The sequence below is a fragment of the Kitasatospora sp. NPDC017646 genome (assembly GCF_044329365.1).
GTDB lineage: Bacteria > Actinomycetota > Actinomycetes > Streptomycetales > Streptomycetaceae > Kitasatospora.
Genome location: NZ_JBIRJC010000001.1, coordinates 37,590 through 63,222, shown reverse-complemented (window position 1 = coordinate 63,222; position 25,633 = coordinate 37,590). Strand labels below are relative to the sequence as shown.

General features: G+C 75.0%; 34 protein-coding genes and 2 pseudogenes. 18 read left to right on the top strand and 18 right to left on the bottom strand.

What is annotated here, in order from left to right; all coding sequences use genetic code 11:
* Positions 1–15 precede the first annotated feature (15 nt).
* Both ACH4J0_RS00385 and ACH4J0_RS00380 read right to left on the bottom strand, forming a co-directional pair.
* On the bottom strand, positions 16–231 hold the full coding sequence (locus tag ACH4J0_RS00385; RefSeq protein ID WP_396235431.1) for a DUF397 domain-containing protein: 216 nt from the start codon (positions 229–231) through the stop codon (positions 16–18).
* The gene (locus ACH4J0_RS00380) at positions 228–1,112 is read right to left on the bottom strand and encodes a helix-turn-helix domain-containing protein (RefSeq protein ID WP_396235430.1); all 885 of its coding nucleotides are present in this window, start codon (positions 1,110–1,112) and stop codon (positions 228–230) included. Before ACH4J0_RS00380 ends, ACH4J0_RS00385 begins: the two co-directional genes overlap by 4 nt.
* 246 nt (positions 1,113–1,358) lie before the next feature.
* Between ACH4J0_RS00380 and ACH4J0_RS00375 the strand changes: the two genes are divergently transcribed.
* Entirely contained in the window at positions 1,359–1,796 is a 438-nt protein-coding gene (locus ACH4J0_RS00375) for an ATP-binding protein (RefSeq protein ID WP_396235429.1), read from the top strand.
* Positions 1,797–1,986: 190 nt separating this feature from the next.
* On the opposite strand, the gene ACH4J0_RS00370 is transcribed toward ACH4J0_RS00375, so the two are convergent.
* Positions 1,987–2,337: a transcriptional regulator gene (locus ACH4J0_RS00370; protein ID WP_396235428.1), complete on the bottom strand. Its 351-nt coding sequence runs from the start codon at positions 2,335–2,337 to the stop codon at positions 1,987–1,989.
* Complete coding sequence (locus ACH4J0_RS00365) at positions 2,334–2,792, bottom strand: hypothetical protein (protein ID WP_396235427.1); 459 nt, start codon at positions 2,790–2,792, stop codon at positions 2,334–2,336. The genes ACH4J0_RS00370 and ACH4J0_RS00365 overlap by 4 nt, the downstream gene beginning before the upstream one ends.
* 281 nt (positions 2,793–3,073) lie before the next feature.
* Between ACH4J0_RS00365 and ACH4J0_RS00360 the strand changes: the two genes are divergently transcribed.
* Positions 3,074–3,388 (top strand): hypothetical protein, encoded by a 315-nt coding sequence (locus ACH4J0_RS00360; RefSeq protein WP_396235426.1) that lies wholly within the window; start codon positions 3,074–3,076, stop codon positions 3,386–3,388.
* Positions 3,389–3,407: 19 nt separating this feature from the next.
* Here ACH4J0_RS00360 and ACH4J0_RS00355 read toward each other — a convergent pair whose 3' ends face one another.
* Positions 3,408–4,235, bottom strand: coding sequence for a hypothetical protein (locus tag ACH4J0_RS00355; RefSeq protein WP_396235425.1), 828 nt, complete (start codon positions 4,233–4,235; stop codon positions 3,408–3,410).
* Positions 4,236–4,577: 342 nt separating this feature from the next.
* Here ACH4J0_RS00355 and ACH4J0_RS00350 point away from each other — a divergent pair, with 342 nt between their 5' ends.
* Positions 4,578–4,847 carry a hypothetical protein gene (locus ACH4J0_RS00350; RefSeq protein ID WP_396235424.1) on the top strand — a complete coding sequence of 90 codons (270 nt, stop codon included), beginning with the start codon at positions 4,578–4,580 and terminating at the stop codon, positions 4,845–4,847.
* Positions 4,844–5,656, top strand: coding sequence for a DUF4253 domain-containing protein (locus tag ACH4J0_RS00345; protein WP_396235423.1), 813 nt, complete (start codon positions 4,844–4,846; stop codon positions 5,654–5,656). The genes ACH4J0_RS00350 and ACH4J0_RS00345 overlap by 4 nt, the downstream gene beginning before the upstream one ends.
* Positions 5,657–6,178: 522 nt before the next feature.
* On the opposite strand, the gene ACH4J0_RS00340 is transcribed toward ACH4J0_RS00345, so the two are convergent.
* The 3 genes from ACH4J0_RS00340 to ACH4J0_RS00330 all read right to left on the bottom strand — a co-directional run bounded on the left by ACH4J0_RS00340 (position 6,179) and on the right by ACH4J0_RS00330 (position 8,644).
* On the bottom strand, positions 6,179–7,453 hold the full coding sequence (locus ACH4J0_RS00340) for an MAB_1171c family putative transporter (protein WP_396235422.1): 1,275 nt from the start codon (positions 7,451–7,453) through the stop codon (positions 6,179–6,181).
* On the bottom strand, positions 7,450–8,001 hold the full coding sequence (locus ACH4J0_RS00335; protein WP_396235421.1) for a ParH-like protein: 552 nt from the start codon (positions 7,999–8,001) through the stop codon (positions 7,450–7,452). Before ACH4J0_RS00335 ends, ACH4J0_RS00340 begins: the two co-directional genes overlap by 4 nt.
* A 103-nt stretch (positions 8,002–8,104) precedes the next feature.
* Complete coding sequence (locus tag ACH4J0_RS00330; protein ID WP_396235420.1) at positions 8,105–8,644, bottom strand: XRE family transcriptional regulator; 540 nt, start codon at positions 8,642–8,644, stop codon at positions 8,105–8,107.
* Between the two features lie 468 nt (positions 8,645–9,112).
* On the opposite strand from ACH4J0_RS00330, the gene ACH4J0_RS00325 reads away from it, so the two are divergent.
* Together ACH4J0_RS00325 and ACH4J0_RS00320 are read left to right on the top strand one after the other, a co-directional pair.
* Positions 9,113–9,559 (top strand): hypothetical protein, encoded by a 447-nt coding sequence (locus tag ACH4J0_RS00325; RefSeq protein ID WP_396235419.1) that lies wholly within the window; start codon positions 9,113–9,115, stop codon positions 9,557–9,559.
* 44 nt (positions 9,560–9,603) lie between these two features.
* The gene (locus ACH4J0_RS00320; RefSeq protein WP_396235418.1) at positions 9,604–10,617 is read left to right on the top strand and encodes an aldo/keto reductase; all 1,014 of its coding nucleotides are present in this window, start codon (positions 9,604–9,606) and stop codon (positions 10,615–10,617) included.
* A 63-nt stretch (positions 10,618–10,680) separates the two neighbouring features.
* Here the strand turns inward: ACH4J0_RS00320 and ACH4J0_RS00315 are convergent.
* Positions 10,681–10,921 (bottom strand): annotated as a pseudogene (locus tag ACH4J0_RS00315) (alpha/beta hydrolase); the annotation flags it as partial.
* Between ACH4J0_RS00315 and ACH4J0_RS00310 the strand changes: the two are divergent.
* Positions 10,832–11,305: pseudogene (locus ACH4J0_RS00310) on the top strand (DUF4253 domain-containing protein); the annotation flags it as partial. The pseudogenes ACH4J0_RS00315 and ACH4J0_RS00310 sit on opposite strands and share 90 nt — an antisense overlap.
* Positions 11,306–11,335: 30 nt before the next feature.
* Here ACH4J0_RS00310 and ACH4J0_RS00305 read toward each other — a convergent pair.
* Positions 11,336–11,941: a hypothetical protein gene (locus tag ACH4J0_RS00305; protein ID WP_396235417.1), complete on the bottom strand. Its 606-nt coding sequence runs from the start codon at positions 11,939–11,941 to the stop codon at positions 11,336–11,338.
* A gap of 175 nt (positions 11,942–12,116) precedes the next feature.
* Here ACH4J0_RS00305 and ACH4J0_RS00300 point away from each other — a divergent pair, with 175 nt between their 5' ends.
* Complete coding sequence (locus ACH4J0_RS00300; protein ID WP_396235416.1) at positions 12,117–12,446, top strand: DUF1330 domain-containing protein; 330 nt, start codon at positions 12,117–12,119, stop codon at positions 12,444–12,446.
* 152 nt (positions 12,447–12,598) lie between these two features.
* Here ACH4J0_RS00300 and ACH4J0_RS00295 read toward each other — a convergent pair whose 3' ends face one another.
* Positions 12,599–13,546, bottom strand: a complete 948-nt coding sequence (locus ACH4J0_RS00295) for an NAD-dependent epimerase/dehydratase family protein (protein WP_396235415.1) — start codon at positions 13,544–13,546, stop codon at positions 12,599–12,601.
* Positions 13,547–13,698: 152 nt separating this feature from the next.
* Here ACH4J0_RS00295 and ACH4J0_RS00290 point away from each other — a divergent pair, with 152 nt between their 5' ends.
* Positions 13,699–14,817, top strand: a complete 1,119-nt coding sequence (locus tag ACH4J0_RS00290; protein ID WP_396235414.1) for an ALF repeat-containing protein — start codon at positions 13,699–13,701, stop codon at positions 14,815–14,817.
* Positions 14,818–15,022: 205 nt separating this feature from the next.
* Here the strand turns inward: ACH4J0_RS00290 and ACH4J0_RS00285 are convergent, their stop codons facing one another.
* Entirely contained in the window at positions 15,023–15,148 is a 126-nt protein-coding gene (locus ACH4J0_RS00285; protein ID WP_396235413.1) for a hypothetical protein, read from the bottom strand.
* Positions 15,149–15,183: 35 nt separating this feature from the next.
* Entirely contained in the window at positions 15,184–15,408 is a 225-nt protein-coding gene (locus ACH4J0_RS00280; RefSeq protein WP_396235412.1) for a hypothetical protein, read from the bottom strand.
* Between the two features lie 100 nt (positions 15,409–15,508).
* Here ACH4J0_RS00280 and ACH4J0_RS00275 point away from each other — a divergent pair, with 100 nt between their 5' ends.
* Together ACH4J0_RS00275 and ACH4J0_RS00270 are read left to right on the top strand one after the other, a co-directional pair.
* Positions 15,509–16,030: a peptidylprolyl isomerase gene (locus tag ACH4J0_RS00275; RefSeq protein WP_396235411.1), complete on the top strand. Its 522-nt coding sequence runs from the start codon at positions 15,509–15,511 to the stop codon at positions 16,028–16,030.
* On the top strand, positions 16,030–16,425 hold the full coding sequence (locus tag ACH4J0_RS00270) for a hypothetical protein (RefSeq protein WP_396235410.1): 396 nt from the start codon (positions 16,030–16,032) through the stop codon (positions 16,423–16,425). The genes ACH4J0_RS00275 and ACH4J0_RS00270 overlap by 1 nt, the downstream gene beginning before the upstream one ends.
* Positions 16,426–16,445: 20 nt before the next feature.
* Here ACH4J0_RS00270 and ACH4J0_RS00265 read toward each other — a convergent pair whose 3' ends face one another.
* Complete coding sequence (locus tag ACH4J0_RS00265) at positions 16,446–16,808, bottom strand: hypothetical protein (RefSeq protein ID WP_396235409.1); 363 nt, start codon at positions 16,806–16,808, stop codon at positions 16,446–16,448.
* A 118-nt stretch (positions 16,809–16,926) separates the two neighbouring features.
* On the bottom strand, positions 16,927–17,250 hold the full coding sequence (locus tag ACH4J0_RS00260) for a cupin domain-containing protein (RefSeq protein ID WP_396235408.1): 324 nt from the start codon (positions 17,248–17,250) through the stop codon (positions 16,927–16,929).
* Between the two features lie 71 nt (positions 17,251–17,321).
* Here ACH4J0_RS00260 and ACH4J0_RS00255 point away from each other — a divergent pair, with 71 nt between their 5' ends.
* The gene (locus tag ACH4J0_RS00255) at positions 17,322–18,296 is read left to right on the top strand and encodes a helix-turn-helix domain-containing protein (protein WP_396235407.1); all 975 of its coding nucleotides are present in this window, start codon (positions 17,322–17,324) and stop codon (positions 18,294–18,296) included.
* Here ACH4J0_RS00255 and ACH4J0_RS00250 read toward each other — a convergent pair.
* Positions 18,289–18,867 (bottom strand): ADP-ribosylglycohydrolase family protein, encoded by a 579-nt coding sequence (locus ACH4J0_RS00250; protein WP_396235406.1) that lies wholly within the window; start codon positions 18,865–18,867, stop codon positions 18,289–18,291. The genes ACH4J0_RS00255 and ACH4J0_RS00250 overlap by 8 nt on opposite strands.
* 125 nt (positions 18,868–18,992) lie before the next feature.
* On the opposite strand from ACH4J0_RS00250, the gene ACH4J0_RS00245 reads away from it, so the two are divergent.
* A complete protein-coding gene (locus tag ACH4J0_RS00245) occupies positions 18,993–19,793 on the top strand; it encodes a hypothetical protein (RefSeq protein WP_396235405.1) in 801 nt (266 codons plus the stop codon).
* A 12-nt stretch (positions 19,794–19,805) separates the two neighbouring features.
* On the opposite strand, the gene ACH4J0_RS00240 is transcribed toward ACH4J0_RS00245, so the two are convergent.
* A complete protein-coding gene (locus ACH4J0_RS00240; RefSeq protein ID WP_396235404.1) occupies positions 19,806–20,228 on the bottom strand; it encodes a carboxymuconolactone decarboxylase family protein in 423 nt (140 codons plus the stop codon).
* 104 nt (positions 20,229–20,332) lie between these two features.
* Positions 20,333–20,896 (bottom strand): kinase, encoded by a 564-nt coding sequence (locus ACH4J0_RS00235; protein WP_396235403.1) that lies wholly within the window; start codon positions 20,894–20,896, stop codon positions 20,333–20,335.
* 348 nt (positions 20,897–21,244) lie between these two features.
* Here ACH4J0_RS00235 and ACH4J0_RS00230 point away from each other — a divergent pair, with 348 nt between their 5' ends.
* The 5 genes from ACH4J0_RS00230 to ACH4J0_RS00210 all read left to right on the top strand — a co-directional run bounded on the left by ACH4J0_RS00230 (position 21,245) and on the right by ACH4J0_RS00210 (position 25,631).
* Positions 21,245–22,042, top strand: coding sequence for a hypothetical protein (locus tag ACH4J0_RS00230; protein WP_396235402.1), 798 nt, complete (start codon positions 21,245–21,247; stop codon positions 22,040–22,042).
* A gap of 61 nt (positions 22,043–22,103) precedes the next feature.
* Positions 22,104–23,045, top strand: coding sequence for a hypothetical protein (locus tag ACH4J0_RS00225; protein WP_396235401.1), 942 nt, complete (start codon positions 22,104–22,106; stop codon positions 23,043–23,045).
* Positions 23,042–24,007, top strand: a complete 966-nt coding sequence (locus tag ACH4J0_RS00220; RefSeq protein WP_396235400.1) for a hypothetical protein — start codon at positions 23,042–23,044, stop codon at positions 24,005–24,007. Before ACH4J0_RS00225 ends, ACH4J0_RS00220 begins: the two co-directional genes overlap by 4 nt.
* On the top strand, positions 24,004–25,062 hold the full coding sequence (locus tag ACH4J0_RS00215; RefSeq protein ID WP_396235399.1) for a hypothetical protein: 1,059 nt from the start codon (positions 24,004–24,006) through the stop codon (positions 25,060–25,062). The genes ACH4J0_RS00220 and ACH4J0_RS00215 overlap by 4 nt, the downstream gene beginning before the upstream one ends.
* 257 nt (positions 25,063–25,319) lie before the next feature.
* Entirely contained in the window at positions 25,320–25,631 is a 312-nt protein-coding gene (locus ACH4J0_RS00210) for a hypothetical protein (protein WP_396235398.1), read from the top strand.
* Positions 25,632–25,633 lie beyond the last annotated feature (2 nt).

Here is a 25,633-nt window from a genome sequence, read left to right as displayed (position 1 = left end):
CCGATCTGCCGCCGGTCAGTGCCGGACGGGGAACTCCCCCGCGCGGACGGCGGTGATGAAGGCCGTCCAGGCATCGGGGGTGAAGAGGAGGCACGGCCCCTGCGGGTCCTTGGAATCGCGGACGGGAAGCAACCCCGGGAACCCGTCCGCCACTTCGACGCACTCGTTGTCAGGACCGCTGTACGAGCTCTTGCGCCAGGTGGCGGTGGAGAAATCGGGTATTTGGTTCATGCGCCGAGGTCCTTGATAGAGGTGATCAGTTCCAGGGACTCCGCAGGCGGGAGTGCCTTGGTGCAGACATCGTGCCAAAGCTCCAAGTACGCCTCCACCTCCGTTGCGCCCTCAAGCCACATGGACCCCGACGGGTTGTCCAGCAGGACGACATCCATCGCGGCCTCGGAGGGAAATCCCAGGATCACGTAGGGGCCGGCCATGCTGGCGTGCGCGCCGACGCTGAACGGAACCACCCGGATCGTCACGTTGGGCATGGACGCCACATCCACCAAGTGCGCGAGCTGCTCCCTCAGGACATCAGGTCCACCGACCTGCTGGCGCAAAGCGCCCTCGGCCAGCACAACGGAGAGGGACAGCGGCGGATCGGCCGTCAGGCGCTGCTGTCGCTTCAGGCGAACAGTCACGAACTGCTCGATCTCCTCCGGCCGCTTCCAGCGACGGCCCGCCGCGGTGAGCGCGCGTGCATGGTCTGGAGTCTGCAACAGCGCCGGAATCATCTGAGTTTGGAAGGTGCGCACCGACGACGCCACTTCCTCCAGCGCGATGAAGTCGCGGTAGGTGTCAGCGAGTACATCGCCGTACTCGTTCCACCACCCGCTCCCACGTCGCCGCTTGTTGGCCGTACGGGCAAGTTCGGCAAGGCGCTCATGAACGGCCGGCTCGTCAACGCCGTAGAGCCGGAGCATCGCAGTGAGATCCGGAATCCGAACAGGGCTGCGACCATTCTCGATCCGCGAGATCTTGCCCTTGGTGCAATCCAGCGCTTCGGCAACCGCGCCGGTGCTCAAACTGGCACGCTCGCGCATGCCCCGCAGTTCTTCGCCCAACTGCCGCCCCAGCACGGTGGACGGCGCGCTCGCCACGCGATCCGGTTGCACCCGACCTCCTCTGATCAGCAGTCAATGTGCGCTCACAGTAGCCGGACGGGCAACCGAAGCTCCTCGCATCTTTTCTTCAGGCAACGTTGCGAATGATCTTAGAGTGGATGCATGCTACTTGGCGTAGCTACTCGCCTCACAGAGGGTGACAGTGTGAGTCCGCTGCTCGGGCATTCCTATGCCTCGACCCCCGCCGTCAGGCCTTTCGCCGATCTTGATCCGCATCCCCCCGGAGGTGGCTCCGCCATGCCTGAAACCGACGCGCCCGTCAGTCCGACCGCCGTCCGCAGCTGCTGGTTCCCGCGGTCGTGCCGCTCACCGTTGCTCGCGCGGCGGATGCTGCGCGATCTGCTCGCCACGGTGCCGGGCGGCGACCGCTACTCGGAGGTCGGCGAGTTGCTCGCCACGGAGCTGGTGGGCAACGCCGTGCTGCACTCGGGCATGCCGGGCCGGCTGATCCGGGTGTCCTTCGACGTCAACGCCATCCGGCTGCGCATCGAGGTCCACGACGCGAGCGACCGGCCCCCGCTTCGGCAGCAGCCCGACCCCACGGCCGGGTGCGGGCGCGGGTTGCTCCTCGTGGAAGCCCTCGCCACGCAATGGGGGCACTTCCCGCGCTCGGGCGGAGTGGGGAAGGTGGTGTGGTGCGAGTGCGTTCCCGCGCCGCTCGTGGTGAAGGCGTGAGTCCGATAGGCCGGAGGGCGGGCCGTGGTGGTGTCCACGGCCCCGCCCTGTCCAGTGGATCTCCCGTGGAACGAAGAGTGGGTCTGCGTCGCTGCTTCGGCCGGCCGAAGCAGCGACGGCATCGTCCGGACCTTCGCGCCAGAAGTCGGCCCGGCCGACTTCCCGCGCAGCAGGTGGAGGTGGGCCCGGGTCAGGCCTGGGGCGGCTGGTGTTCCAGGGTGGCGGCGAGGGCGGTGGCGGTCGCGGCGATGCGTTGGAGTTCGGCCAGGTGGGAGGCCAGGGCGCGGCGGCCCTCGGGGCTCAGGCGCAGCCACGTGCGGGGGCGCTTGCCGACGTAGCCGCGGCGGACCTTGACGTAGGAGGCGGCCTCCAGGGTGCTGACCACCTTGCTCAGCGCCGACTCCGAGACCCCGCAGTTCTCCCGTACCGTGCGGAACTCCGCCTCGGCGCAGCCGGAGAGGAAGGCCACCACGGTGAGCCGGGTGGGCTGGTGGATCAGCTCGTCGAAGGCGGGGGCGGCGGCGGGCGGTTCGGCGTTCACTCGGCGCCCGCCCGCGCCCGCTTGCGGCGAAGCTGCAGCAGGTGGGCGAGGCCGCAGGCGGGGCCGAGGATCAGCAGGAACCCGCCCGGGCCGAACGCCAGGCCCAGCGCCCCGGACACGGCCAGCGCCAGTAGGTGGGCCGCCGCGGCCGGGAACCAGGCGGCCGGACGTGGCAGGGCCGCGACGATCCCGGGCCGGTGCTCGACCCGGTGGCCGACCACGACGTGGCCGGTCAGGACCGCCGCCGCGGCCAGTTGCAGGCCCGCGGCCGGCAGCCAGAGCCGTTCGGGCAGCAGGGCCGACAGGCCGAGCAGGAAGAACCCCAGCGCGAACAGCCCGGCGGCCGTGGCCGGGTACCAGCCCGGCAGCGGGCGGGGCCGGGCCGCCGCCCGGGCCCGGTGCGCGGTGCGCAGGGAGGCGAGCGCGTCCGCGGGGTCGATGTGGTGAGCCGCCATCAGATCTCCAACTCCGGAGGGCCTGAGCATGGTTGAGAGCGCGCCTGCGATCCTGGCATTTACTTTCCCGTCAGGCAAGTACTAGCGTGGTGGGCATGCGCAGGGGGGGCAGCGAGGACATGACCGCGACGACGCCGCGGCCGGCCGGGCCGGAGGCGAACCCGGGGCGTCCTGGACGGCCCGGACCCGACCGTGCGGCGCGCCGGACCCTTCGCCCCGCTCGGCCCCGCCCCGACCCCGAAGAGCGCAGACCGAATCCGATCGGAAAAAGAGGAACCACCATGTTCAACCCGCTGTCCAACCGCGCCAAGCCGGCCAACCTCGAAGCCCTTCAGGCGGCCCTGCGGGCCGCACTGGACACCGCCGACGCGAACGAACTCCCGGGCCTGCGCCGCGCGATCCGGATCGTGGAGGACTTCGTCCCGAGCGGGGGTGCGGCCGGGGTGCAGTGGGCGCGCAACGTCCTGGCGCTGGCCGGGATCGACCCCCGTACGGCCGAGGTCAAGGCCGTCCGCGAGCTGCGCCTGGCACGGCCGGCCCTGAGCCTCAAGGAGGCCGTCGCGCTGGTCAAGGCACTGACCTCGCAGACCGGTTGAGGCGCCAGGGCCGGGGGCGCTACGGCTGGTTGAGGTAGGCGGCGACGAAGGCGTCCAGGTCGCTCAGGGCCGCGGCCAGGTCGGCCCGGGTGAGCTGCTCGGCGGCGGCGCCGGTGGCGAGGAAGTGGCCGAGGGCGGCCTGGCAGGTGCGGACGGGGGCGGCCGAGGCGGGCAGGGTGCAGCTGATCTCCTGGGCCGGGCCGCCGGGGGACTGGAAGGTGAGCAGGGCGACCGTGCGGTTCGGGCCGCCGCTGGTGCGCAGGTTCGGCTCGCGGGTGTTCGCCGGGACGCCGACGGCGGTCAGCAGCAGGCCCGGGGCGCGGGTGGGCACGGCGTGCACCCGGTCGACCGGGAGCCGGGCCGGGGCGTTGCAGGTGTTGGGCGAGGCACCGGCCCGGGGCGCCAGGCCGCAGACCAGGTCGACGTTCGTCTGCGCGCCGCCGCTGACGAACACGGCCCGCACCACCGCGTCGAATCGGGCGTCGACCGGAGCGGCGACCGGCGCGCCGGGGTGGACGAAGGCCTGCTCGCCGCCGTCCGCGGCGAAGAACACCACCTCGCAGGTCCAGGCGCCGGGAGCCACCAGGAAGTGCGTCTCGCCCGGGTAGCGGGCTGCGTACACCGCGGCCGTGGCCGGCACGTCCACCCCGTTCGGCACCGGCGCCGAGGCCGGTACGGCGCCCAACGGCGGCAGCCCCGGGCCGGTCGCCTCCGCCGGACAGGCCCGCACGGGCACGCTCCCGGCGGCCGACGCCGTCCCCGCCCCGGGCGCCAACAGGCCGCCCGCGGCCAGCAGCACTGCCGCTGCCAGGACCCCCGCCCGGCGCGAACCGGATGCACCACGCATGCTCCACCTCCAGGCACCCGCGGTGGAGGCCCCCGGGGACACGGCGACCCCGCCGCACCCCTTCAGCCTAGGACCGCCGCCCGCCCGCCCGCGCGCCGAACTGCCCCCGGCCTGCGGGGACGTGAGGAGGGTGGGTGGCGGTGCGGTCGCTCAGTCCCACGTCTCGGCCCGGTGCGGGAGCGCGCTCCAGCGGGGCAGCCGGCCCGCGGGCGTCCCCGCCCGTCGGCGCGGGGTACAGCCGGTCGCCGAAGCCCAGGCCGGAGTGGTGCCGCGCCGGTGCCGGCCGTGTCGGAGCCGGGCGCCGGCCTCCCGTCGGTCGACGGGCCCGGGGAGGCGGACCACGTGGGGACCGTCGCGGACTTCGTGCCGCTGCTCCAAGCGCCCGTGCGGGAGAACGAGGGGCCTGTGGTGGAGGAGGTGGCCGCGTCCCGGTCGGTGGTCCTGCCCGAGGACTACGGGGAGATCGCCGGCGCCTACGGCGACTCGGCCGTCGCGCAGCGCCCCTTCCTCTTCGGGGCCCGCAACCTGCGCTCGTACCCGGCCACGGGCGGCCTGCCGGAGCAGTCCGGCGCCGCTTTCCGTCGGTGCGTGCCCCTACCGTGGGCGCCATGATCGATTCCCACCTGCTCAGCGGCCTGCGCCGGCGCTTCCCCGACCGCAGCGCCGAGGGCCGCACGACGCCGTTGCTGCCGGGCCGTCAGGTCGCACCCGCCCTGTGGGTGAGCGATGGGGCGCCGCCGCAGGGGGTGTGGCAGCGGCTGCACCGGGAGCACGGGGCGGGCTCGGGGCTGTGGCCGCTGCTGCTGGAACCGAGGGGCGACGGGCCGCACCTCGACGGCGCGGACCTCGGCCTGGCGCCGGGGGAGTTCACGCCGGACGGTTACGACCCCGCCGCCGTGCTGCGCGGGTGGTGGGAGCGCGCGGTGCTGTGGTGCCCGACGGGCGATCCGCAGGAGCGGGCGGAGCTGCTGGAGACGCTGCAACCGTTCGGCGCCGCCTGGCCGGGCCCGGCCCCCGCCGCGTCGTCGCCGGGGGATCCGCAGGCCTGTGCGGACGCGCTGGCCCGCCAACTGCTGCGCGGCCGAGCCGGGTTGCGGATCGGACTGGTCCGCGCGGACGGCGGCGCCCAGGCGCTGGCCGCCTGCGGCTGGAACGGCACCAACGGCCACGGCGACAGCGGCGCGATCGCCGCCGTGCTGCACAGCTGGCAGGAGCGCTTCGGCGTCCGGGTCGTCCATGCGGGGGCCGACTCGCTGTCCCTGAGCGTCGCGGCGCCGCCGGCCGGCCCGGAGGAGGCGCTGGCGGTGGCGGCCGAGCACGCGGCGTTCTGCCCGGACAACGTCTTCCGGTCCGACGAGGGCCTGGCCGGCTACGCCGAGGAACTGGTCGACGAGGACTGCTGGTCGTTCTGGTGGGACTGACGGGCCCTGACCTGGCGACCGCGGGAACGGACATCCAGGGCGGCAGCGGCTACGACGAGGGCGAGCCGTGGATCACCGCGCCGGCCCGCGGTCGCTGCACGACCAGGCCGACTACCTGGCCTTCGGCTGCCCCTTCGGGGTACGCGACGAGGCCGGATTCCGCCCGCCGACCGGCCGGAGGACGTCCGTGCCCGGCTCGGCACGCCGCCGAAGGGGCGGGGCGATGCCACCGGGCCGGTGGAACCGACGGCGGGGGGAGTACCACGGCCGGTACGAGCCGCCGACCGCCGGGACCGTCCTGGGGGAGGGGGACGGACCGGCCGCACGTATTCGCGGTGCTGAAGGATCTGGCGGACCGTTTCACACGGAACCGCTCGACGCCTGACGGGTGTTCGGCCCGGGCGGGTCACTTTCCGCGGGAGACGACGCGCCCGGGCGCCACCACGAACAGGTGCCACGGGGCGCCCGCGCCGATCGCCGTCGGCAGGAGCAGGGCCGGCGGGGCCGGCCATGGACGGCGGCTCACCGTAGCGCGCCCTCGGTACGGCGGGCCCGCTCGGCGCGGGCGCGGGTGCGGACCTCGGCGACGGCCGGGCAGGTGGCGTAGACGCGGGCCAGGTGGGCGAGGTGCTCGGCCTCCCCGTCCATGGTGTCCGGCGTGGCCGTCCCGGGTGCGGCGGGTGCGGCGGGTGCGGCGGGCTGCGGTACGGCTCCGGCCGCGGCCAGCTCCAGGGCGGCGGCCAGCGCCGCCGCCTCGGCGGTGGCGGCGGCATGGGAGGGGGAGGAGGGCGGGAAGCGGCGGGTGGCGTGGTCGAGCCACTGGGCGGTGCGCGGGTCGCAGTGCGGGCGCAGGATCAGGCGGGCGTCGTGGATCTCGATGATCCGCCGGTAGAGCGCGAACTGCGGGTCGCGCGGGGGCAGCGGCAGGCGGCGGGCCGGGCCGAGGGCGATCTCCGGCAGCACGGTGTGCAGGTCGCGCCAGAGCGGGGTGAGTGCCCGGTAGCGGCGGTGGGCGCGCAGCCAGCCCCGTACCGCCCCGGTCGCGACGGGCCACAGCGTGCTGCCCAGGCCCGCGGCGACCAGGGCCGCGCACAGCCCGCCCAGGACGGCGCACAGCATGTCCTCGGGGCCGTCCTGGCTGCCGGTGGCGGCCGCGCGCAGCACGTCGTCCATGCTCCAGGCGTTCCACAGCAGACCGGCCACCAGCCCGCCGGTCAGCAGCCGCAGCCCGGTGCCCAGCCGCCCGGGGCCGGCCGCCCGGGCCCGCCGGACCAGTTCGCGCAGCAGCGCGACGAGGCACATGGCGGTGTGGAGCATGCCCACGGCGGTGTACCCGGCCAGCGCCAGGCGCGCGGACAGCTCGGGCCCCACCGTCAGCTCATCGCCCGCCAGGCCCGGCGCGGCGGCGGTGATCAGCGCCAGCCGCAGCCCCAGCACCGTGCCCAGCAGGGCCAGTGCGCCCCGCACCCCGGGCCGGCGCGCACCAGCCGGGCCGGCCCGCCCGCCGTGCGCGGCATCGGCCTCCCGCAGTGCCGGCGCGAGCAGCCGGATCGCCGCGGCCGCGCCGTCGCGCAGCCCGTCGCCGAGCACGATCACCATCACCGCCAGCACCGGAACCCCCGTGCCCTGCACCGCCCGTACGGTCGGCGGGGCGAGCACCAGCAGGGCGGAGCCCAGCAGGGCGGTGCCGTAGCAGGTGTAGCGGGCGGCGGCACGGGAGTCGATGCGGCTGCGGGCGAAGTGGGCGGCGCTGAGCACGAAGAACAGCCCGACGGGGTAGAGGGCCAGACTGCTCACGGCCGCTGCTCCTCCTGCGGTGCGCCGTCCTCCGGTTCGCCGCCGTCCGGCTCCTCAGCGGGCCCCGGGCCGCGGCCGCCACCCAGCAGCAGGCCCAGCGCGTCCAGCGAACCGCGCGCCGGCGCGGGCCCCGGCCCCGGCCGGTCGGCGGCGTCCGCCCGGTCCGCCCGGTTCAGGATCAGCGAGGCCAGCAGCTCCGCCTCCCGCTCCTGCGGCTCGTCGTAGCTGGTGCGCCCCAGCACCCGCTGCACCAGCGCGGGGGAGAGGCTGGGCAGCAGCGCGGCGGCCGGGGCCAGCGGCGCGGAGCCGGCGTGGTCGAGCAGCAGGTGGGCGATCTCGTGCACCAGGATGTGCCGCTGGTGCAGCGCGCCGGTGTCCGCCGCGTACAGGATGTAGTCCGCCTCCAGGGTGGAGACCAGCAGCCCGCAGGGGGCGTGCGGACGGGCCGGCACCGGCAGCAGCTCGATCGGCCGCCCGCGCCGCGCGGCCAGCCGTTCCAGCAGCACCACCGGGTCGAACGGGCTCGGCAGCTCCAGCTGTTCGGCCATGCGGCGACAGCGCCGCAGCGTGGCCCGGTAGCCCCGGCCACCCCATAAGTCACCCCACAAGCCGAGCTCCCCTCCAGCTCCACCCCTGCGCAGGTCCCGGGTATCAGGACGAGGGGCGTTTGCGCGACGCGTCCCGGCGGGCGATCACGTCGACCAGCTCGCTGACGGTGTCCAGGCCCTCCGGCGACAGGCCCACCGCCCGCAGCGCCAGGCTGCGCACGCCCGCGTCGCGCAGCGCGCCCAGCAGCGCCAGCTCCTTGGCGATCTCGGCGCCCTGCTGCTCGTCGAAGAAGTACGCGGGCGGGACCTGGAAGAACTGGGCCAGCGCCTCCAGGTGGCGCTTGGTCGGGTTGTCCCGGCGCCCGGTGCGCAGCTGCCACAGGTAGGTGGTGGAGAAGGACTCCCCGGTCGCCTCGCGGCAGGCCCGGGCCACTTCCTCGTTGGTGTACTGCTCGCGGTCGGGGCGGCGGACAGTGTGGAACAGCGCCTCGATCCGGGCCGCCAGCCCGCTCGCCTCCGCGCTCGCCGGACCGTCCCCGGATCCGTCCTCGTGCCCGTCCCCGGTCCCCTCCGGATGCCCGTTCGGCTCCGGGGGAGCGCCCTCCGGTTCCACCTGAACGCCGTCCCCCGTCGACTCCGTCATTCCCCACCCTCCTCACGCCCGGGCCCTCGGCGCCGCGACCTCGACGGACGGGCAGGGCCGGCCAGGTCACGATAGCCGAACGGCATCAGCTGACGTGGACCCGAAGGTGTTCGCGATCAACTCCAGTTGACCCGCGTACCGGCGGCTGACATCCTGGACGGGCAGCCCGAAGGCGCCGCCCAACCCGCCTGATGCGCCATCAGATCACGTCGCACCGCAGGCCTTCGGCCCGTTCACGCGGTGCCGGACCTCCCGTGCGCGCCGGACCTCCCGTGCCGCCGCCCGCGCCCTGCGGCTGCACCCGCTCTCCGCCCGGGCCGCCCGTACGGCCCGGGCGGCCGCCCCGCGCCGGTACGCCCCGGAACCGCCCGGTCACCGTCCGTCTGACCCTCCCCGCGCCCCGCATCCGTTGACCCCTTTCGAGGGCGCGCCCGAGGAGCGGCGCGCCGCGAAGGACGGGAGACGGACGTGCTCAGGTTCCACGGCGCGTGGCGTATCACCGTGGTCGGCCGCAACGCCGACTTCGACCAACGGGCCCTCGTACGCGGCCCCTGCGGCACCCGGGTGCTCCCCGGCCGGGCCGGCGCCGCACTGGAAGTGGACGAGGAGAGCTGGACCCTCGTCCTGGAACACCACCTGTGGGGCCGCAGCTGGCAGCCCAACCTGCGCACCACCACCGGACCGCTCACCGAACGCGACGGCGTGCGCAGCCAGTTGCTCATCAGCAACGACCGCCACTGGCCGGGCAAGCCGCTGGACTACGTCAACTTCGTGCTGCGCCTGGACCAGCCGCTGGCCGGTGCCGGTGCCGGTGCCGGTGCCCCCGCCCCCGCTGCCGCCCCTGCCCCTGCCCCGTTCCTGTCCACCCGCTCGGCCGGGCGGCCCACCGCCGGTCCAGCGCCCGGCCGCCGCTAAAGTCCCCGGTGAGCACCCCCGCGCCCGCCCGAGGAGATCCCGCCGTGCCGACCGACCCCGCCGCCCCCGCCGACGCGGCCCGCCCGCACGCCGCCCGCCCGCACGCCGCGCGCCTGGGCCTGGGCACCGCGGCGGTCGGCCGGCCCGGCTACATCACCCTGGGCCGCGCCGACGACCTGCCCGCCGAACGCACCGTCGAGGCCCTGCGCGAGCGCACCCACGCCCTGTTCGACGCCGCGTACGGCGCCGGCGTGCGCTACCTCGACACCGCCCGCTCCTACGGCCGCGCCGAGGAGTTCCTCGCCCAGTGGCTCGCCGCACACCCCGAGGCCGCGGCCGAGGTGACGGTCGGCAGCAAGTGGGGCTACACCTACACGGCCGACTGGCGCACCAGCGGCGTCGCCGCGCACGAGGTCAAGGAGCACTCGACGGCGGTGTACGACCGCCAGATCCGCGAGACCCGCGCCCTGCTCGGCCCCCACCTGGACGTCTACCTCGTCCACTCGGTCACCGCCGACAGCCCCGCCCTCACCGACCCCGCCCTGCACCGGCGCCTGGCCGCCCTCGCCGCCGAGGGCGTACGCGTGGGCCTGTCCACCAGCGGCCCCGCCCAGGCCGACACCATCCGCCAGGCCCTGGCCGTCACCGTGGACGGCCGCCCGCTGTTCACCGCCGTCCAGGCCACCTGGAACCTGCTGGAGACCTCCGCCGCCCCCGCCCTCGCCGAGGCCCACCGCTCCGGCCGGCTGGTCGTGGTCAAGGAGGCCATGGCCAACGGCCGCCTGGCCGGGCGCAACGCCACCGGCCCCGACACCGCCCCGCTGCGCACCCTCGCCACCCGCACCGCCACCGCCCCCGACGCCGTCGCCCTGGCCGCGGCCGCCGCCCAGCCCTGGGCCGACGTCGTCCTGTCCGGCGCCGCCACCCTCGACCAGCTCACCTCCAACCTCACCGCCGCCGAGGTCGTCCTCACCCCCGACGACCTCACCCCCCTCACCACGATGGCCGAACCCGCCGACACCTACTGGCGCACCCGCGCCTCCCTGCCCTGGGCCTGAGGAGGGCGGCGGGGCCGCCGCGCCCGGTGTCCGGGGGCGGCGGGGCCGGACCGGTTGTTCCGGTCAAGCCCCGGAGGGCAGCAGCGCGGCGAGCCCCTCCAGCACCCGGGCCGCCGGCGCCGGGCCGACAAGCCACTTCAGGTGGCTGCTGGTCAGCTTCCGGACGCCGTAGGGGTTCTGCGGCGTCAGCGCGTCGCCCTCGGATCATCCGGACCTGCACGGCCAGCGGCACGCCGGTGTCCTCGGTCAGCCGGACGTACGTCCCGGGGATCCGCCCCCAGCTGTCGGCCTGCGCCCGGTCCTCGGGCTGCCGGCGGCGAGTGCCTCAGCTGGCCCGCCCCCGCCCCCGCCCCCGCCGTCATCCTCCCCGAGGGCGCGGCCGACGCCGGGGCCCGGGGACTGGCCGAGGTGCTGCGGTCCGTCAAGGACGTGCGGCTCGGCCAACCACGAGAACGACATCGCCAAGACCGCCGCCGTCCTCGCCGACTGGGAACGCCGCTTCGGCGCACAGGTGGTCGAAGTGGGCTTCGACACCCTGCGGTCGAGCATCCCCGTGCCACCCGTCACCCTCGCCGACGCGCTGCCGGTGGCCGCCGAGCACGCCGCCCTGAGCCCGGACCTGATCCGCTCGGGCGCGGGCGGTCTCACCGCCCACGCCGAGCAGTTGGTCGGCTCCCACCAGTGGCACTTCCGGTGGGACCGACCGCCCCCGGGCGGCTCAGCCGTGCGGGGTGGCCGGGCCGAGGGTGATGACCGGGCCGATCGGGCGGCAGCCGGCGTAGGTCATGGCCTGCAAGGGCGGGCAGGGGGTATCGGTCCGCACCGGCCCGTACGTCGGCAGGGGCGGCCGGGGCGGAACGGTCCGGTCGGGTACCGGCTTCGCGGCGGGCTCCGGCGCCTGCTTGCCCGAGGGCTGCTTCGCCGCCGGAGCCGGGGCCGGAGCCGCCGGGGAGCCGGCGGCGCGGGGACGGGCCGGGGCCTGCCGGGTGGCGGAGGGCTCGGACGCGGCCCCGGTCTCGTCGTCCGCCGGAACGGCCGTGGGGGTCTCGGTCGGCAGCGGCACCGGCGCAGTGGTCGTCGCCTCCGCCGAGGCCGAGGCCGAGGCCGACGCCGACGGCGAAGGCGACGCCGCGGCCGAGGGGCTCGACGCGGCCGCCGCGTCCGCCGCAGCCGGGGTGGCGCTGCCCGGCGAGCCGGTCAGCAGCAGCGCCCCGCCGAGCCCGGCCGCGCCGAGGGCGCACGCCCCCGCCGTAACGGCCAGGACCCGCCGGCGCCGCGTCGTCGCCCCGCCGCCCTGCGGCCCGTCCCCGGCACCCTCCGGCACGCCGCCCCACCCCACTTCATCTCGATCAAGCGCTTGAGCTGGGCGGATGCTACACGAACCATCAGAGCCGACGTACGTCCCCCTTACCGATGCGTGACGGATTCGCCCGGCCCCCGCCGCCGCCTACCGTCGGAGACGTCAGCAGGAACGCCCCTCCGACACCACGGGAGCAGCCATGACCGCCTACGCCCTCGCCCAGGTCCACTCCGCCGAGATGTGCCCCGACATCGTCGAGTACCTGGAGCGCATCGACGACACCCTCGACGCCTTCGGCGGCCGCTTCGTTGTCCACGGCGGCAAGTTCGAGAACCCGGAGGGCAGTTGGGGCCCACTCGGCCTGATCCTGATCGAGTTCCCCGACTACGAGCGGGCCCTCGCCTGGTACGACTCGCCCGCCTACCGGGAGATCCTGCCGCTGCGCACCCGGCACATGGTCGCCGACGTGATCATCGCCGAGGGCGTGCCGGCCGGCTACCGGGGCGCGGACGCCCTCAAGGAGCACTGAGCCCCGGGGGTCGGCGGAGTCAGGGGGCGACGTCCTTGACGTGCTCGGCGATCGGGGGCCCGCAAGGTCAGTAGGAACCCAGGCCGATCCGGGACTCGCCGCGCCGCAACCGCCCGTGCGTCAGCTCGTCGACGTGCGTCAGCTTCCGCCCCTCAGGCTGCCCGCAGCCGCTCGCGCCACCAGGCGACGGTGGCCGCGAGCTGGTCCTCCAACGGGGTCGCCCGGAGGGTGAAGGCCGCCTCGTACGCGGAGGAGTCCATGACGAAGGGCCGGTCGAACTGGTAGCGGACTTCGCGCAGTTCGCGCAGCAGCGGGGAGAACAGCCCGGCCACGGCGAGCACGGCGGGGGACAGGCGCCGCACCGGGACGGGGCCGGTGCCGGCTTCGGCGGCCAGGCGCTCGACCATGGCGCGCACCGGCAGGGCGGGGGCGGTGGGGACGTGCCAGGGGCGGCCCCAGGCCCGTTCCCCGGTGGCGAGTTCGGCCATCGCGCGGGCCACGTCGGGCAGGTAGGTCCAGCTGTGGGGGGTGTCCGGGTCGCCGAGGACGGAGACCGGGCGGCCCTTGAGCAGGGCGGGCATCGCGCGGGAGGCCAGGTGGCCGCCGTCGGTGACGCCGGGGCCGAAGAAGTCCGAGGCCCGCACCTCCACGGCGCGGATGCGCCCGGCATCGTGCAGGGCCCGCGCGTGCTCCCAGGCCGCCGCCCGGACCCGGCCCTTGGGGCCGGTCGCGGCGAGCGGCAGGCCTTCGGTCAGCGGGCCCTCGACCGGGCCGTAGCCGTACAGGTTTCCGAGCATGACCAGTACGGCGCCGCTGTCCTCGGCCGCCGCGCACAGTGCGGAGGTGAGGGCGGGCCACTGCGCGGCCCACTGCGGCAGCGGCGGCGCGGCGCAGCCGTGGATCGCGACGGCGCCGCGGGCGGCCTGCGTCAGCCGGGCGGGATCGCTCGCGTCCAGGGCGAGGTGCTCGATGCCTTCGACGGCCGGTTCGCCGCCGCGCCCGCGGCGGGTGACGACCCGGACCCGGTGGCCCTGTTCGGCCAGCAGGCGGGCGGTGGCGGCCCCGGCGGGCCCGTGTCCGACGACGAGATGAAAGCTCACCCGCCCCACCTTAGAACCGGCCACCGACAGGAGTGACGCGCCGTCGGCGGGGTCCCAGGGAGGTGGTCAATATCTGGTATGGCAAGCGCAAAAGAGGATCTATGCTGTGGGGCATTCATGATCCCTTCACAGGAAAAATCAGGTTCCCCTGCATGAAGCTGCCCCGGGTGTCCACCGTCGTCGCCGCCGCCGTCCTGGCCCCCGCCGTTCTGTTCCCCTCCTCGGCCTCCGCCGCCGACGCCCCCCAGCCGACCGGTGTCTCCGGGCCTGACACCGCCTCCGCTTCCACGCCGGACGCCGCCCCCGGCGGCGCTGAGGCCGGCGACGGGCAGGAGCAGCGCGACCGCGCCGAGATCCAGAAGATCCTGGCGGACCCGAACACCGGCCGCGGGGTGCGCGAGGCAGGCGAGAAGGCCCTCAAGGGCGGCGCGGCCGAGCTGCGGCACTTCCTGACGGTCGAGCTGGCCAGGAACCGCATGGACGACCTGCGGGTGAAGCTCTCCCAGCTCATGGCCTCCGGCGGCCCGGCCGTGCGCGCGGCGGCCAACAAGGCGCTGGACGGCGGCGACGCGGCGGTCCTGAAGTTCTTCGCGGAGGATCTGCCCGCCGCCCAGGCCGAGGACGCCGACCGGGCCGAGATCCAGAAGATCCTGGCGGACCCGAACACCGGCCGCGGGGTGCGCGAGGCAGGCGAGAAGGCCCTCAAGGGCGGCGCGGCCGAGCTGCGGCACTTCCTGACGGTCGACCTGGCCAGGAACCGCATGGACGACCTGCGGGTGAAGGTCTCCCAGATCATGGCCTCCGGCGGCCCGGCCGTGCGCGCGGCGGCCAACAAGGCGCTGGACGGCGGCGACGCGGACGTCGCGAAGTTCCTCGCCGAGGGCTGGGCCACGGCCCGCGCCGCGGACGAGGCCGCCGCGAACAAGTCGGCGGACAAGCCCGCCGACAAGCCGGCCGACCAGGGCGCCGGGCAGCAGGGCCAGGGGGCCCAGCAGCCGCAGACCGTCCAGCAGGCGGGCCTGACCACGGCCACCGACACCACCGCCGCCGCCGCTACCACGGGCACCGGCACCAACACCGGTGCCGTCGGCACCGCTGCCGCCGGCACCGGCTCGCTCGCCGCCACCGGCACCGCTGCCGCCGGCACCGGCTCGCTCGCCGCCACCGGCACCGAGGGCCTCGGCTGGGAGACCGGCGGTGCCGCCGCCGCCCTGGCCGCGGGCGCGGCGCTGGTCGCGGTCTCGCGTCGCCGCCGCTCCACCGAGAGCTGACACCCGCTCGCGTCCCCGGCCGCCGCACACCCCGCGGCGCCGGGGACGCCCGCGCTCAGCGACGGCGTGCGGCGAACCCCCGCGCGAGTCGCGCGCGCCAGCTCGCCGCGTTGGAGCCGTCCAGCTGTCCCTCGAAGGCCTGCCGGGCGGCCGCCACCAGTTCCTCGACCGTCCCCGGCCCGGCGCGGTAGCCGATCGCGGCGTCCTACACCGCCCACAGCGCTTCCTCGGTCTCCTGGTCCAGGCGCGGGCAGCTCGCCATCCCGCGCCCGGCCAGAGCCTCGGCCAGTACCGCCTCGAAGACACGGCGCAGCCGCTGCTGCGCCGTCACGGCTCCGCCCGCCAAACCCCTCAACCCCTCAACCCTCAGTCCCCGTCGCCCTCGCCACTGCCGCCCTTGCCCAGGAGCCACCGCTCCCGCCGTTCCCGCCGCCGCCGGCGCTGCTCCGCGCTGCGCAGCAGGTCGCCCGCGCCGAGCGTCAGCGCCGCGACCGCACGCGCCCAGCGCGGACCGCCGCGCTCGGCCCACACCACGCACCCGCACCCGGCGAGCACCAGCACCAGCACTGCGACCAGCACCGCTCCGACCATGACGGACCCTCTTCTCTCTCACCGGTTCGGTCACGAATCCTGTCATGTGCCAGGATCTCCGTCCGAGTACCGAACAGGACCGACGAAGAAGGAGACACCCGTGGCCAACGCCCGGTTCGCCACCCTGCACACCACCGCGGGCCCGATCCGGCTGGAACTGTTCCCGTTCCACGCGCCGAAGACGGTCCGCAACTTCGTCGAACTCGCCGAGGGCACCCGGGAGTACACCGACCCGCGCACCGGCGAGCCGGGCAGCGGCCCGTACTACGACGGCACGACGTTCCACCGGGTGATCAAGGGCTTCATGATCCAGGGCGGCGACCCGACCGGCACCGGCACCGGCGGCCCGGGCTACGCCTTCGCGGACGAGTTCCACCCGGAGCTGTTCTTCAGCAAGCCGTACCTGCTGGCGATGGCCAACTCCGGTCCGGGCACCAACGGTTCGCAGTTCTTCATCACCGTGGGCACCCCCACCCACCTCAACCGCCGGCACACCATCTTCGGCCAGGTCGCCGACGCCGCCTCCAAGGCCGTGGTGGACGCGATCGCCGCCGCCCCCACCGAGGACGAGCGCCCGGTCGAGGACGTGGTGATCACCAAGGTCGAGATCACCCACTCCTGATGGCCGCCGCGACCGCCGGACCGGAGGCCTTCCCGCCCCGACCGGTGCGCGGCGTGCGGGCCCGCCACGTGCGGCAGGCAGGCTGCCCGAGCTCGGTCGCGGACGCCACCGTCGACTTCGAGCCGTGGGAGGAGGGCGTGCACCTGGAGGTCGCCACCGACGCCACCGTGCACGGCGGCCCGGTGCCGCAGGAGGACCTCGCCCGCTACCACGCGGCCCTGGCGGAGGGCGTGCGCGCCGAGCTGGCCGAGCAACTGCCGGGCATCCCCGTGGCGTTGGCGCTGGTGGTCCACCGCACCGTGGTGCACGACGTCGACACCAGCGAGTACGCCTACCGCAGGGCCGGACAGGTGGCGGTGCGCGAGGTGCTCGCCCTCCTCGGGACGTCGGCGTAGCCGAGCCACCGCCGGGCGGCTCAGTCCCGAGCCGCCCGGCGCCACCACCCCGCCGCGTCCTGGGCCGCCCAGCGGCCCAGGAACACCGCGCCGTACAGGGCGAACGGGACGGGCGCGGCGAACAGCGGCACCGACAGCCAGCTCGGCCGCCCGGTGCTCATCCGCCCCCGCTCGTCCAGCCACACCGTGACCTCCTTGCCCTGCGGGTACGGTCCCTCCGGCCGCTCCGCGCTGAACTCCCGCCCGTCGACGCTCCAGCGGAAGGTGCAGGCGTAGGTCTTCGCCCCCAGGCCGCTGCCCTCCCCGCCCGGCTCCTGGCCGCTCACCCGGCAGCCCGTCACCCGGGCCGTCGTGCCGCGCGGATGGCTCAGCCGCTCCCGCACGGTCCCGTCCCCGTGCCCGAGTACCGGAGTACCGATCCTCGGGCCCGCCGGCCCCCGCGACCAGGCTTGCTCCCCAACGGTGACGAGGCCGCGACTCACGACCGGCCTGGGCACCCCGTCACACGGCGGCCAGGGTGATCCCCAGGATCCGCGCGCCGGTCTCGGTGCGCGGCCGGTGCCGGCTGCCCGGCGCGAACACCACGTAACTGCCCGCCGGATGGCGCTCCTCACCCTCGATCACCTCGCCGCTGAGCACGTAGTACCGCTCCTCGGTGTCGTGCACGTCGACCTCCGGCCACCGGCTGCCCGGCGCGAAGTCGATCAGCCAGGCGCGGGCGTACCCGGTGGCGGTCAGCCGGCGCCGCAGGATCCCCGGCCCGACCTCGACCGCCTCCACGCCCTCGGCCAGCAGGGTCGTCTTCAGTGCGCTGTTCTCGTCCATGCCCCCACGGTGGCCGCCCGGACCCCCGCCGCCCCAGTGTCCGGAAAGACATTCTCAGGTACATTCCTGCCATGGACGCCCCTGCCGTGAAAGCACGCCGCCACCGGGTGGTGGCCCTGCTCGGCGCACCCCAGGCACCGTTCGAACTCGCCTGCGCCGCCGAGGCCTTCGGCACCGACCGCCCCCCACTGCCCTCCCACTACGACTTCGCCCTGTGCACCGCGACCCCCGGCCCACTGCCCACCACCCTCGGCGTCCCCCTGCTGGTCGAGGACGGCCTCGAAGCCCTGGAACGGGCCGACACCGTCGTCGTCCCCGGCTGGCAGCCACCCGGCTCACCCGCGCCCACCGCCGTCCTGGACGCGCTGCGCACCGCCCACGCCCGCGGCGCCCGGATCGTCTCCATCTGCACCGGCGCCTTCGTCCTCGCCCAGGCCGGACTGCTCGACGGCCGCCGCGCCACCACCCACTGGGGCCGCACCGCCCAACTCGCCGCCCAGCACCCGGCCCTGGAGGTCGACCGGGACGTGCTGTACGTCGACCACGGCGACGTCGCGACCAGCGCCGGCTCCGGCGCCGGCATCGACCTGTGCCTGCACCTGCTGCGCCGTGACCACGGCGCCGCCTACGCCGCCCAGGTCGCCCGACACATGGTGCTGCCCCCGCACCGCGAGGGCAGCCAGCTGCAGTACGCCGCCGCCCCGCTGCCCGCCCGTGCGGACGAGTCGCTGGCCCCGCTGCTGGACTGGGCACAGGAGCGGCTGGGGGAGCGGCTGACCCTGGACGAGCTCGCCGCCCGCGCCGGCCTGTCCGGGCGCACCCTGGCCCGGCGCTTCACCGAGCAGCTCGGCACCAGCCCCGGCCAGTGGCTGCTGGCCCGGCGCATCGACGCCGCCCGGGCCCTGCTGGAGCAGACCGACCTGCCGGTGGAGGCCGTCGCCACCCGGGTCGGCCTGGCCTCCGCCGTCAACCTGCGCCGCCGCTTCCGCACCGCCCTCGGCACCACCCCGGGCGCCTATCGGCGTACCTTCGGAGGCGTCAACTAGCCGTTTCCGTGCGGCAGTTGGTCAGACAGTCCGAGGGGCGTCCCGGGCGGGGATCTCGTCCTCGGTCCGGGCCACCCAAAGCGTGGGTCACCTCTGCCGACAGCACGGCCTGTTCCGCCGCCGCGTCCAGGTCCGCGCAGAACCAGGCGCCCAGCGGCGCGACCCGCATCGCCGCGCCGTTGCCCAGACTGCCCTGCCCGTCGAACAGCCCGCGCGACTCGGCGCGCCAGCTCGACGGCCGATCGGCCAGCCTGGGCAGCAGCAGGCTCATGCCGTTGCCGTTGCCGTTGCCGTTGCCGTAGCCGCGGTAGGCGTCGGCCGGGTACGTCGCCCCGAAGGCCCGCGCCAGCCGCTCCCGGTGCACCGCCTCGAAGGCGGTGAGGATGCCGTACACCGACAGCGCCATCGCGGTGTCGTCGGTCCAGTGCCACGGGGACTCCGGCGGCACCTGCCGGGCCCGGATCTGGGTGAACGCCGGCTGCGGCCTGCGGAAGTGCGGGAACCACCGCTCCCCGAAGCCGTCCCCGAGCGCCAGGCCCTCCAGCGCGTCACGTGCGGCGGAAAACGTCATCCCCGCATCCCCGCATCCTCGCACCGCACCCGGCGCGGCGGACGGGCCCGGACGGCACAAGTTGATCAAGATGTGACCGTCCGGTGGGCCGGATGTGTCAGTCGCGACCACTACGGTACGTCGGTATGCGAAACGATGACCCGGGCCCGGGCCAGGACAAGATCGATGACGAGCAGTGGAACGAATTCGTCAAGGCCGTGGCCGCGGAGGAGCAGGCGCTGCGCCCGGCCGCCGAACCGCGGCCCAAGCGGGTCTGGCCGCGCAACGCCGCCCTGGCCCTGGGCACCGCCGCCCTGACCCTGCTCGGCTTCAAGCTCCTGCAGCCCGCCGCGGACACCGCCGCCCCGGCCGCCGCGGCCCCCCTCGCCGCCCTCACTCCGACCGCCGCCGCGGGCACGCCGGCCTCCGCCGCCGGCCGTCCGCCGATACCGCTGGACCAGGTCTTCCCCGCCGAGGTGAAGACGGCCTCCGGTACCGTCTACACCAGGGTCGCCTCCGCCGCCCTGCCCTCGTGCACCGAGCAGGACTCGGTCGCCCCCGCCCTGATCGCCGTGATCAAGGCGGGCAAGGGCTGCGTGGGCGAGCAGGTCGCCCTCTACAAGGACGCCCAGGACGACCAGTTCAATCTGGCGCTGTTCACGATGAAGGACCCCATGGAGGCCGTCGACCTGGTCACCCGACTGTCCATGCACTTCGAGGACTTCGAGGTCGGCGCGCAGGCCCCACCGCCAGCCTCCGGGCTGCGGACCCTCCCGCCGGACAGCGGAATGGTCCAGGCCTTCAGCAGTGCCGGCCGCGCGATGCTCGTCTCCCTCGGCCAGTGGTCCGACGGCCGCGCCACCGACCGCCAGCAACTCGTCGATCTCCTGACCCCGCTGCAGAACCCCGTCATCAAGACCGTCTTCGCCTACGAGTCCAAGCTCTGACCCACACGGCCGTCAGTTCGCGGTGACCGGGAGCAGGCCGCGCTCGCCGAAGACCTTCTTGGCGACGAAGGTCGCGTTCAGGGCCTTGGGGAACCCGCAGTACACGGCGGAGTGCAGCAGGGCCTCGGTGATCTCGGTGGGGGTGAGGCCGACGTTGAGAGCGGCGTTGATGTGCACCTCCAGCTGCGGTTCGCAGCCGCCCAGTGCGGTGAGCATCCCCAGGGTCACCAACTGGCGGTCGCGCGGGGCGAGTTCGGGACGGCTGTAGATCTCGCCGAAGCCCCAGGCGACGACCTGGTGGCCCAGCTCGGGGTTGATGTCGGCCAGCGCGTCGATCACCCGCTGGCCGCCCTCGCCGTCGACCCGGGTGAGCATCTCCATGCCCCGGTCGAAACGCTCCTGCCGCTGCCCGGCCCCGTTCGCGGAAACACCCATGGCGCCTGTCCTCTCCTCGTACCCGTACTCGTGCTCGTGCCGTGGTCCCGGCCGTTGCGCCGGTGACCACGGCATGAACCGTAGGACTTGGAGTGCGCTCCAACTCAAGCCGAGGCCGTACGACACCTCGTCAGGGCCGGGGGCGTCCACCCGGGCGGGGTGAGCGCGGTGTCGGCGAGGATCCGCGCGAGCGTCCCGTCCAGCGAGCCGGCCTGCGGGACGACCTGCTCGGCACCGCCCGGCAGCAGGTCCCGCCCCCGGTACCAGCCGGCCATGTCCTCGGGTGAGAACTCGGCCGCCTGCGGCCGGGTGGCGTGACGGCGCACCGTCTCCGCGAAGTCGACGTCCAGGTAGTACAGGTGGCTGCGCCCCCGGTGGTCGGCGACCAGGCCCGCCAGCATCGGGCCGTAGCGCTCAGCGGCGAGGATGCCCTCCACCACGACGTGGAAGCCGCTGTCCAGCGCATGCCGGGCCACCAGGGAGATCAGGCCGATGTTCGCCCCGCCCGGCACGTCGCGCTCGCGCAGCACGGTGCGCCGCAGCAGGTCCTGCCCGACGACGGCGAGGCCTCGCCCGTACGCGGCCCGCAGTCCGGCGGCGACGCTGGACTTGCCCGCCCCGCCCGGTCCCCGCACCACCATCGGCACCGTGCCCCGACTGCCCGTCACCGGGCCACCGTAGCGCCGCCGCCGGGGTGGTGTTGCGGTTGGATCACGGAGCGTCCGGTTCGTCAAGCATTGGGCGGGAGTGCGGTGATTGATTTTGTTGGCGTGAATGTCATCGGACTCTCATAATCCCTGCTGAGACACGTGATGGACGGTCCGGAGAGCCGCTGGGGAAGCGGAATCCGACAGTGGCCCGCGTGCGAAATCCCATGTTTTCCCTTTGGGGGGAGTCCTTTGTCCGCGCCCGAGAACGAGAGCGCCGCCTTCACCGATCCGCCGCCGGAGCCGGGTGCTGCGGTGACGGAACCGGTTGCCGCAGCCGCAGCCGCAGCCGCGCCGGAAGCGGCTGCCGTGCCCCTGCCCGCACCCGCGCCCGACCAGGCCTCGGCCCAGCGCCGCCTGCCGCGCGCCGTCGGCGTCGCGCTGGCCACCGCCGGACTGCTCGCCGTCACGGCGGCCAGCGCCGCGGTGACCGTCGCCGTCGGCAAGCCCGACACCCGCCCGGCCACCGCGCCCGCACCCCGCACCACCGCGGCCGCCACCGCCGCGCCGAGCGCCGGGGCGAGTGCGGGCACGACGCCCTCCGCCGTCCCGGTGCCGACCGTCGTGCCGAGCGAGCCCGCCCCGGCCAGCACCGTCAAGGGCACCGTCAGCAACGGCAAGCACGACGGCGACCTGCGCTACTTCCTGCTCCCGATCCCCGCCGGCGGCGAGTCCTACGGGCCCGCGGACGGGATGCCGATGACCCGCGACGACGTCTCCGAGATCTTCGGCAAGCAGGACGACATCGACACCATCCTCAACCGCCTCGGTTACCGGGACGGAGCGACCCGCACCTACCGCACCGCCGACGGCAAGGCCGAAGTGACCGTCACCCTCCTGCACTTCGGCTCCGCCGACACGGCGAGCAGGTTCGTCCAGGGCTACACCATCAAGTCGCAGGAGCCGATCGACATCGACGGCGACCCCAACGCCCACGGCTTCCGCCGCACGCCCAAGCACGAGGCGTACACCGGCTCGATGACCGGCATCTCCAGCCAGGGCGACGTCCAGTACACCATCGACGTCGACGTCAAGGGCACGCCGGACAAGGCGCTGCTCAACGACCTGATGAAGCGCCAGCGCGAGTGGCTCGCCTCCGGCGGCTGAGCCCGCGCCCGCGCCCGCCCCACGACGTCGTCCTCCCTTCCTCCTGTCTGGAGCCACTTCCGTGACCACCGAACCCGAGCAGCCGCCGCCCGCGCCTGCCGAGCCGTCCGCGGCGGCCGTCCCGCCGCTGCCGCCCGTCCCGCCGGTGCCGCCCGTCCCGCCGGTGCCTCCCGTGCCGCCAGTGCCTCCCGGGCCGCCCGTCCCGCTCGTCCCGTCCGGCTCCGGCGATCCGTCGGCCGAGCCGTCCCCGTCCGCCGAGCAGACGCCGCACCAGGACCCCTGCACCGCCGACCTCCTGTCCGCCGGCCCCGAGCAGGCGCCGCGCGCCCGGCGCCGCCCCCGTCCGGTGCTGCTGTCCGTCTGCGCGCTGGTCGCCGGCGCCCTGGCCGGCGGCGGCGTCGGCTACGCGATCCAGGCCCAGCGCCCGCCCACGCCCCTGCCGCCGCTGCAGGTGGCCCTGCCGGCCTACCCGGCCGAGGCGGTCGACCCGGCCGCCCTCGCCGCCGTGCAGCCCGCGCCGCCGGTCATCGAGGGCGACCTGGTCAAGTTGCTGGTCAGCGCCCCCGACGGCAGCACCGCCTGGGGCGACTACCCGGACAAGCCGGGCTGGATGTCGATCGGCGAACTCGCCGAGCGCAAGAGCGACGCGGCCCAGGTCTTCAAGGACCTGGCCTCCTCCGGCTTCCGGCGCGCCGCCGAGGTGGACTGGATGAAGGGCGACGTCCGCTACCGCGTCTCGCTCACCCAGTACACCCCCGAGCACATCGACGAGGCCGAGGTCGCCTCCGGGTACCGGATGCCCTTCGCCAGCGACGCCAACGGCGGCTACAGCGTGGACTTCACGCCCAGGAAGTGGTCCGACACCCAGGACCAGTACTACTACGGGCAGGCCCAGGCCCAGCGCGGCACGGTGCAGATGAAGGTGGAGATCTTCAGCCCGAAGCCGGTGGACGGCACGGACCTCAAGGCCCTGGCCAAGCAGCAGTGGGAGCGACTGGCATGACCGACGACGACTCCGTGACCGCAACGCCGGCCACCGCGCCCGCACCCGCCGCGCCCGCACCCGCCGCCACCGCACCCGCCGTGCCCGCACCCGCCGTGCCCGCACCCGCCGTGCCCGCACCCGCCGCCACCGCACCCGCCGCGCCCGCACCCGCCGCCACCGCACCCGAACCCGCCGCGCCCGCAGCCGGGTCCGCCCCCGAGCGGCCGCCCGCCGCGCCCCGCCCCGCCTCCCGCCGCCTGCTGCGCGCGGGCGCCGCGACGGTGGCCGCCGCGCTGGTGGGCGTGGTCATCGGCGTCGGCATCATCAAGACCCGCTACGACGACCCCGCCCCGGCCACCGCCGCCGGCCCCACCGGCGCCCCCGCCCCGACGGCCACCCCCACGCCGTACGGCGCCAAGTCCAACGGCAGCCACTTCGGCTCGCTGCGCGACCTGCTGTTGCCCGTTCCGGCCGGCTTCGAACCCGGCCCCGACGAGGGCGGTTACGGCAACGACACCGAGATCGGCGCCGGGCAGATCTCGGACGAGCTGGACGCCGAGCTCCAGCAGGTCCCCAAGGACAAGCGCGACAAGCTGCGCTCCTACTGGGAGGGGCTGCACGTCAAGGGCACCGGCGTGCGGACCTACCGCAACGACGGCAACAACCTGGTGGTCGGGCTGCGGCTGCGCCAGTTCAACCAGCAGGAGGTGCAGCGGATCAACGAGTACACCGCGGTGTTCACCGGCGACACCGGCATCTTCCGCTCCGGCCCGCAGATCCCGGGCCACCCCGAGGCGCACTGCTACCTGATGCCCGCGCCGCCGTCCGCGCCGATCGACTACCTGGAGTGCTCGGCCGCCGAGGGAGACCTGCTGGTGGTCATGAGCGTCGAGGGCGTGGCACCGCTGCCCAAGGACAAGATCGTCGGCCTCTTCACCATGCAGCTCGACCGCCTCGCCAGCCCGGGAGCCTCCACATGACCGACCACGCCGCCGCGCCGCAGTCCGGGCCGGAGCCCCACGACCGGGCCATCGCCGGCCCCGGGGCCGACGCCAACCCCTGGGCCGCCATCACGATCGACGACCCGCAGCCCGAGGCCTTCCAGGGCCCCGCGCCGACGGAGAGCCCGCAGGAGCGGGCCGCCCGCCGCACCCGGCGCCGCAAGGCCGCGGTGCGCTGGAGCTGCGCCGTCCTGGTGTTCGCGCTCGCGGGCACCGGCACCGCGCTGGCCGTCACCGCGCCCGAGCGCACCGACATCCCCGGTCTGGCCACCGCCAACGACGGCCGCTACACCTTCCCGCCCCTGACGCTGCCTCCGCTGCCCTCGGGCAAGGCCGCGCCGGACCTGAAGGACAAGAGCAAGGGCCTGCACCAGGCGGATCTGCGCTACCTGCTGCTGCCCGCCCCCAAGGAGGCCGGCGGCTCGGTGAACCGACCGGTCTTCCCGGCGCCCACCGCACCCACCACCACCGCCGCGGCCCCGGCGACGGCCGCGCCCTCGGGCACCCCCTCGGGCACCCCGTCGGCGGACCCGGGCGTCTCGGCCTCCGCCGCGCCGTCCGCCTCCGCCGCCCCCGGCGGGACGGCCCCGGCCGACTGGGTGCCCTGCGAGGCGATGGGCTCCGAGCTGCAGAACCCGGCCCGGCTGCACGGCCTGCTGCTGCAGAACGTGTGCCGCGCGGCCACCGCCCGGGAGTGGACGGCCTCCGACGGCACGCTGACCCGGATCCGGCTGCTTCGCTTCGGCTCCCCGAACGAGGCCCGGGAGACCTACTTCCGCGGGCGTACGGACCTGCAGCTCAAGGCCGCCCCCGACGCGAAGATCGCCTCCGACGGCAGCTGGGACACCGTCGAGGGCGTCGAGGTGACCCGCAAGGACTCCCAGGAGAGCGCGGGCAAGGGCGTGCCGACCGCGCGGGTGGCGTACGTGTCGGCCTCCGACGTGGTGGCCGTGATCACGATGACCAACCCCCGCGGGGTGCCCGCCACGGCCTTCCGTCAGGTCGTCACCCTCCAGTGCGACCTGCTGGCCTGAGAGCGGACCGTCCCAGGGCCCCTCACCCCTTCCACGGGGGGAGGGGCCCTGGCTGTCACAGACGGCGATCCGATCGCACCCGAAGGACCCTTGTTTCGTAAGGATTCCCGTCAGGTGCCGCCGACTCGCCCCCGTTCGGAGACGAAACGGTGACAAATCCCTGATCAATTCCGTGCCCATTCCGGTACCCGGTCGATCTACGATCATCGGCGCCCGGTGACCACACCATCGGGTCACCACACATGGGGGATCAACGGATGAGCACACCAGCACCAGGCGGATTCGGGGTCAACCACGGCGCGTTGGACAAGGCGCACGCCACGCTGGCCAACCTGGCCCACGACTGCCCCGGCGCGGGCCAGGTCGCCGACGACGCCACCGGCACGGCCGTCGCCGCCCTCAAGGGCTGGGACAGCGCCGGGGCGTTGAAGGACTCGCTGGACGAGTGGCACCAGCAGGTCCAGGCGCTGACCGGCCGGCTGAACGCCAACGCCGCCGCGATGCAGGGCACCAGCGCCAACTACCGCACCACCAACCAGTCCATCGCCCAGTCCCTCCAGGTGCCGTAACG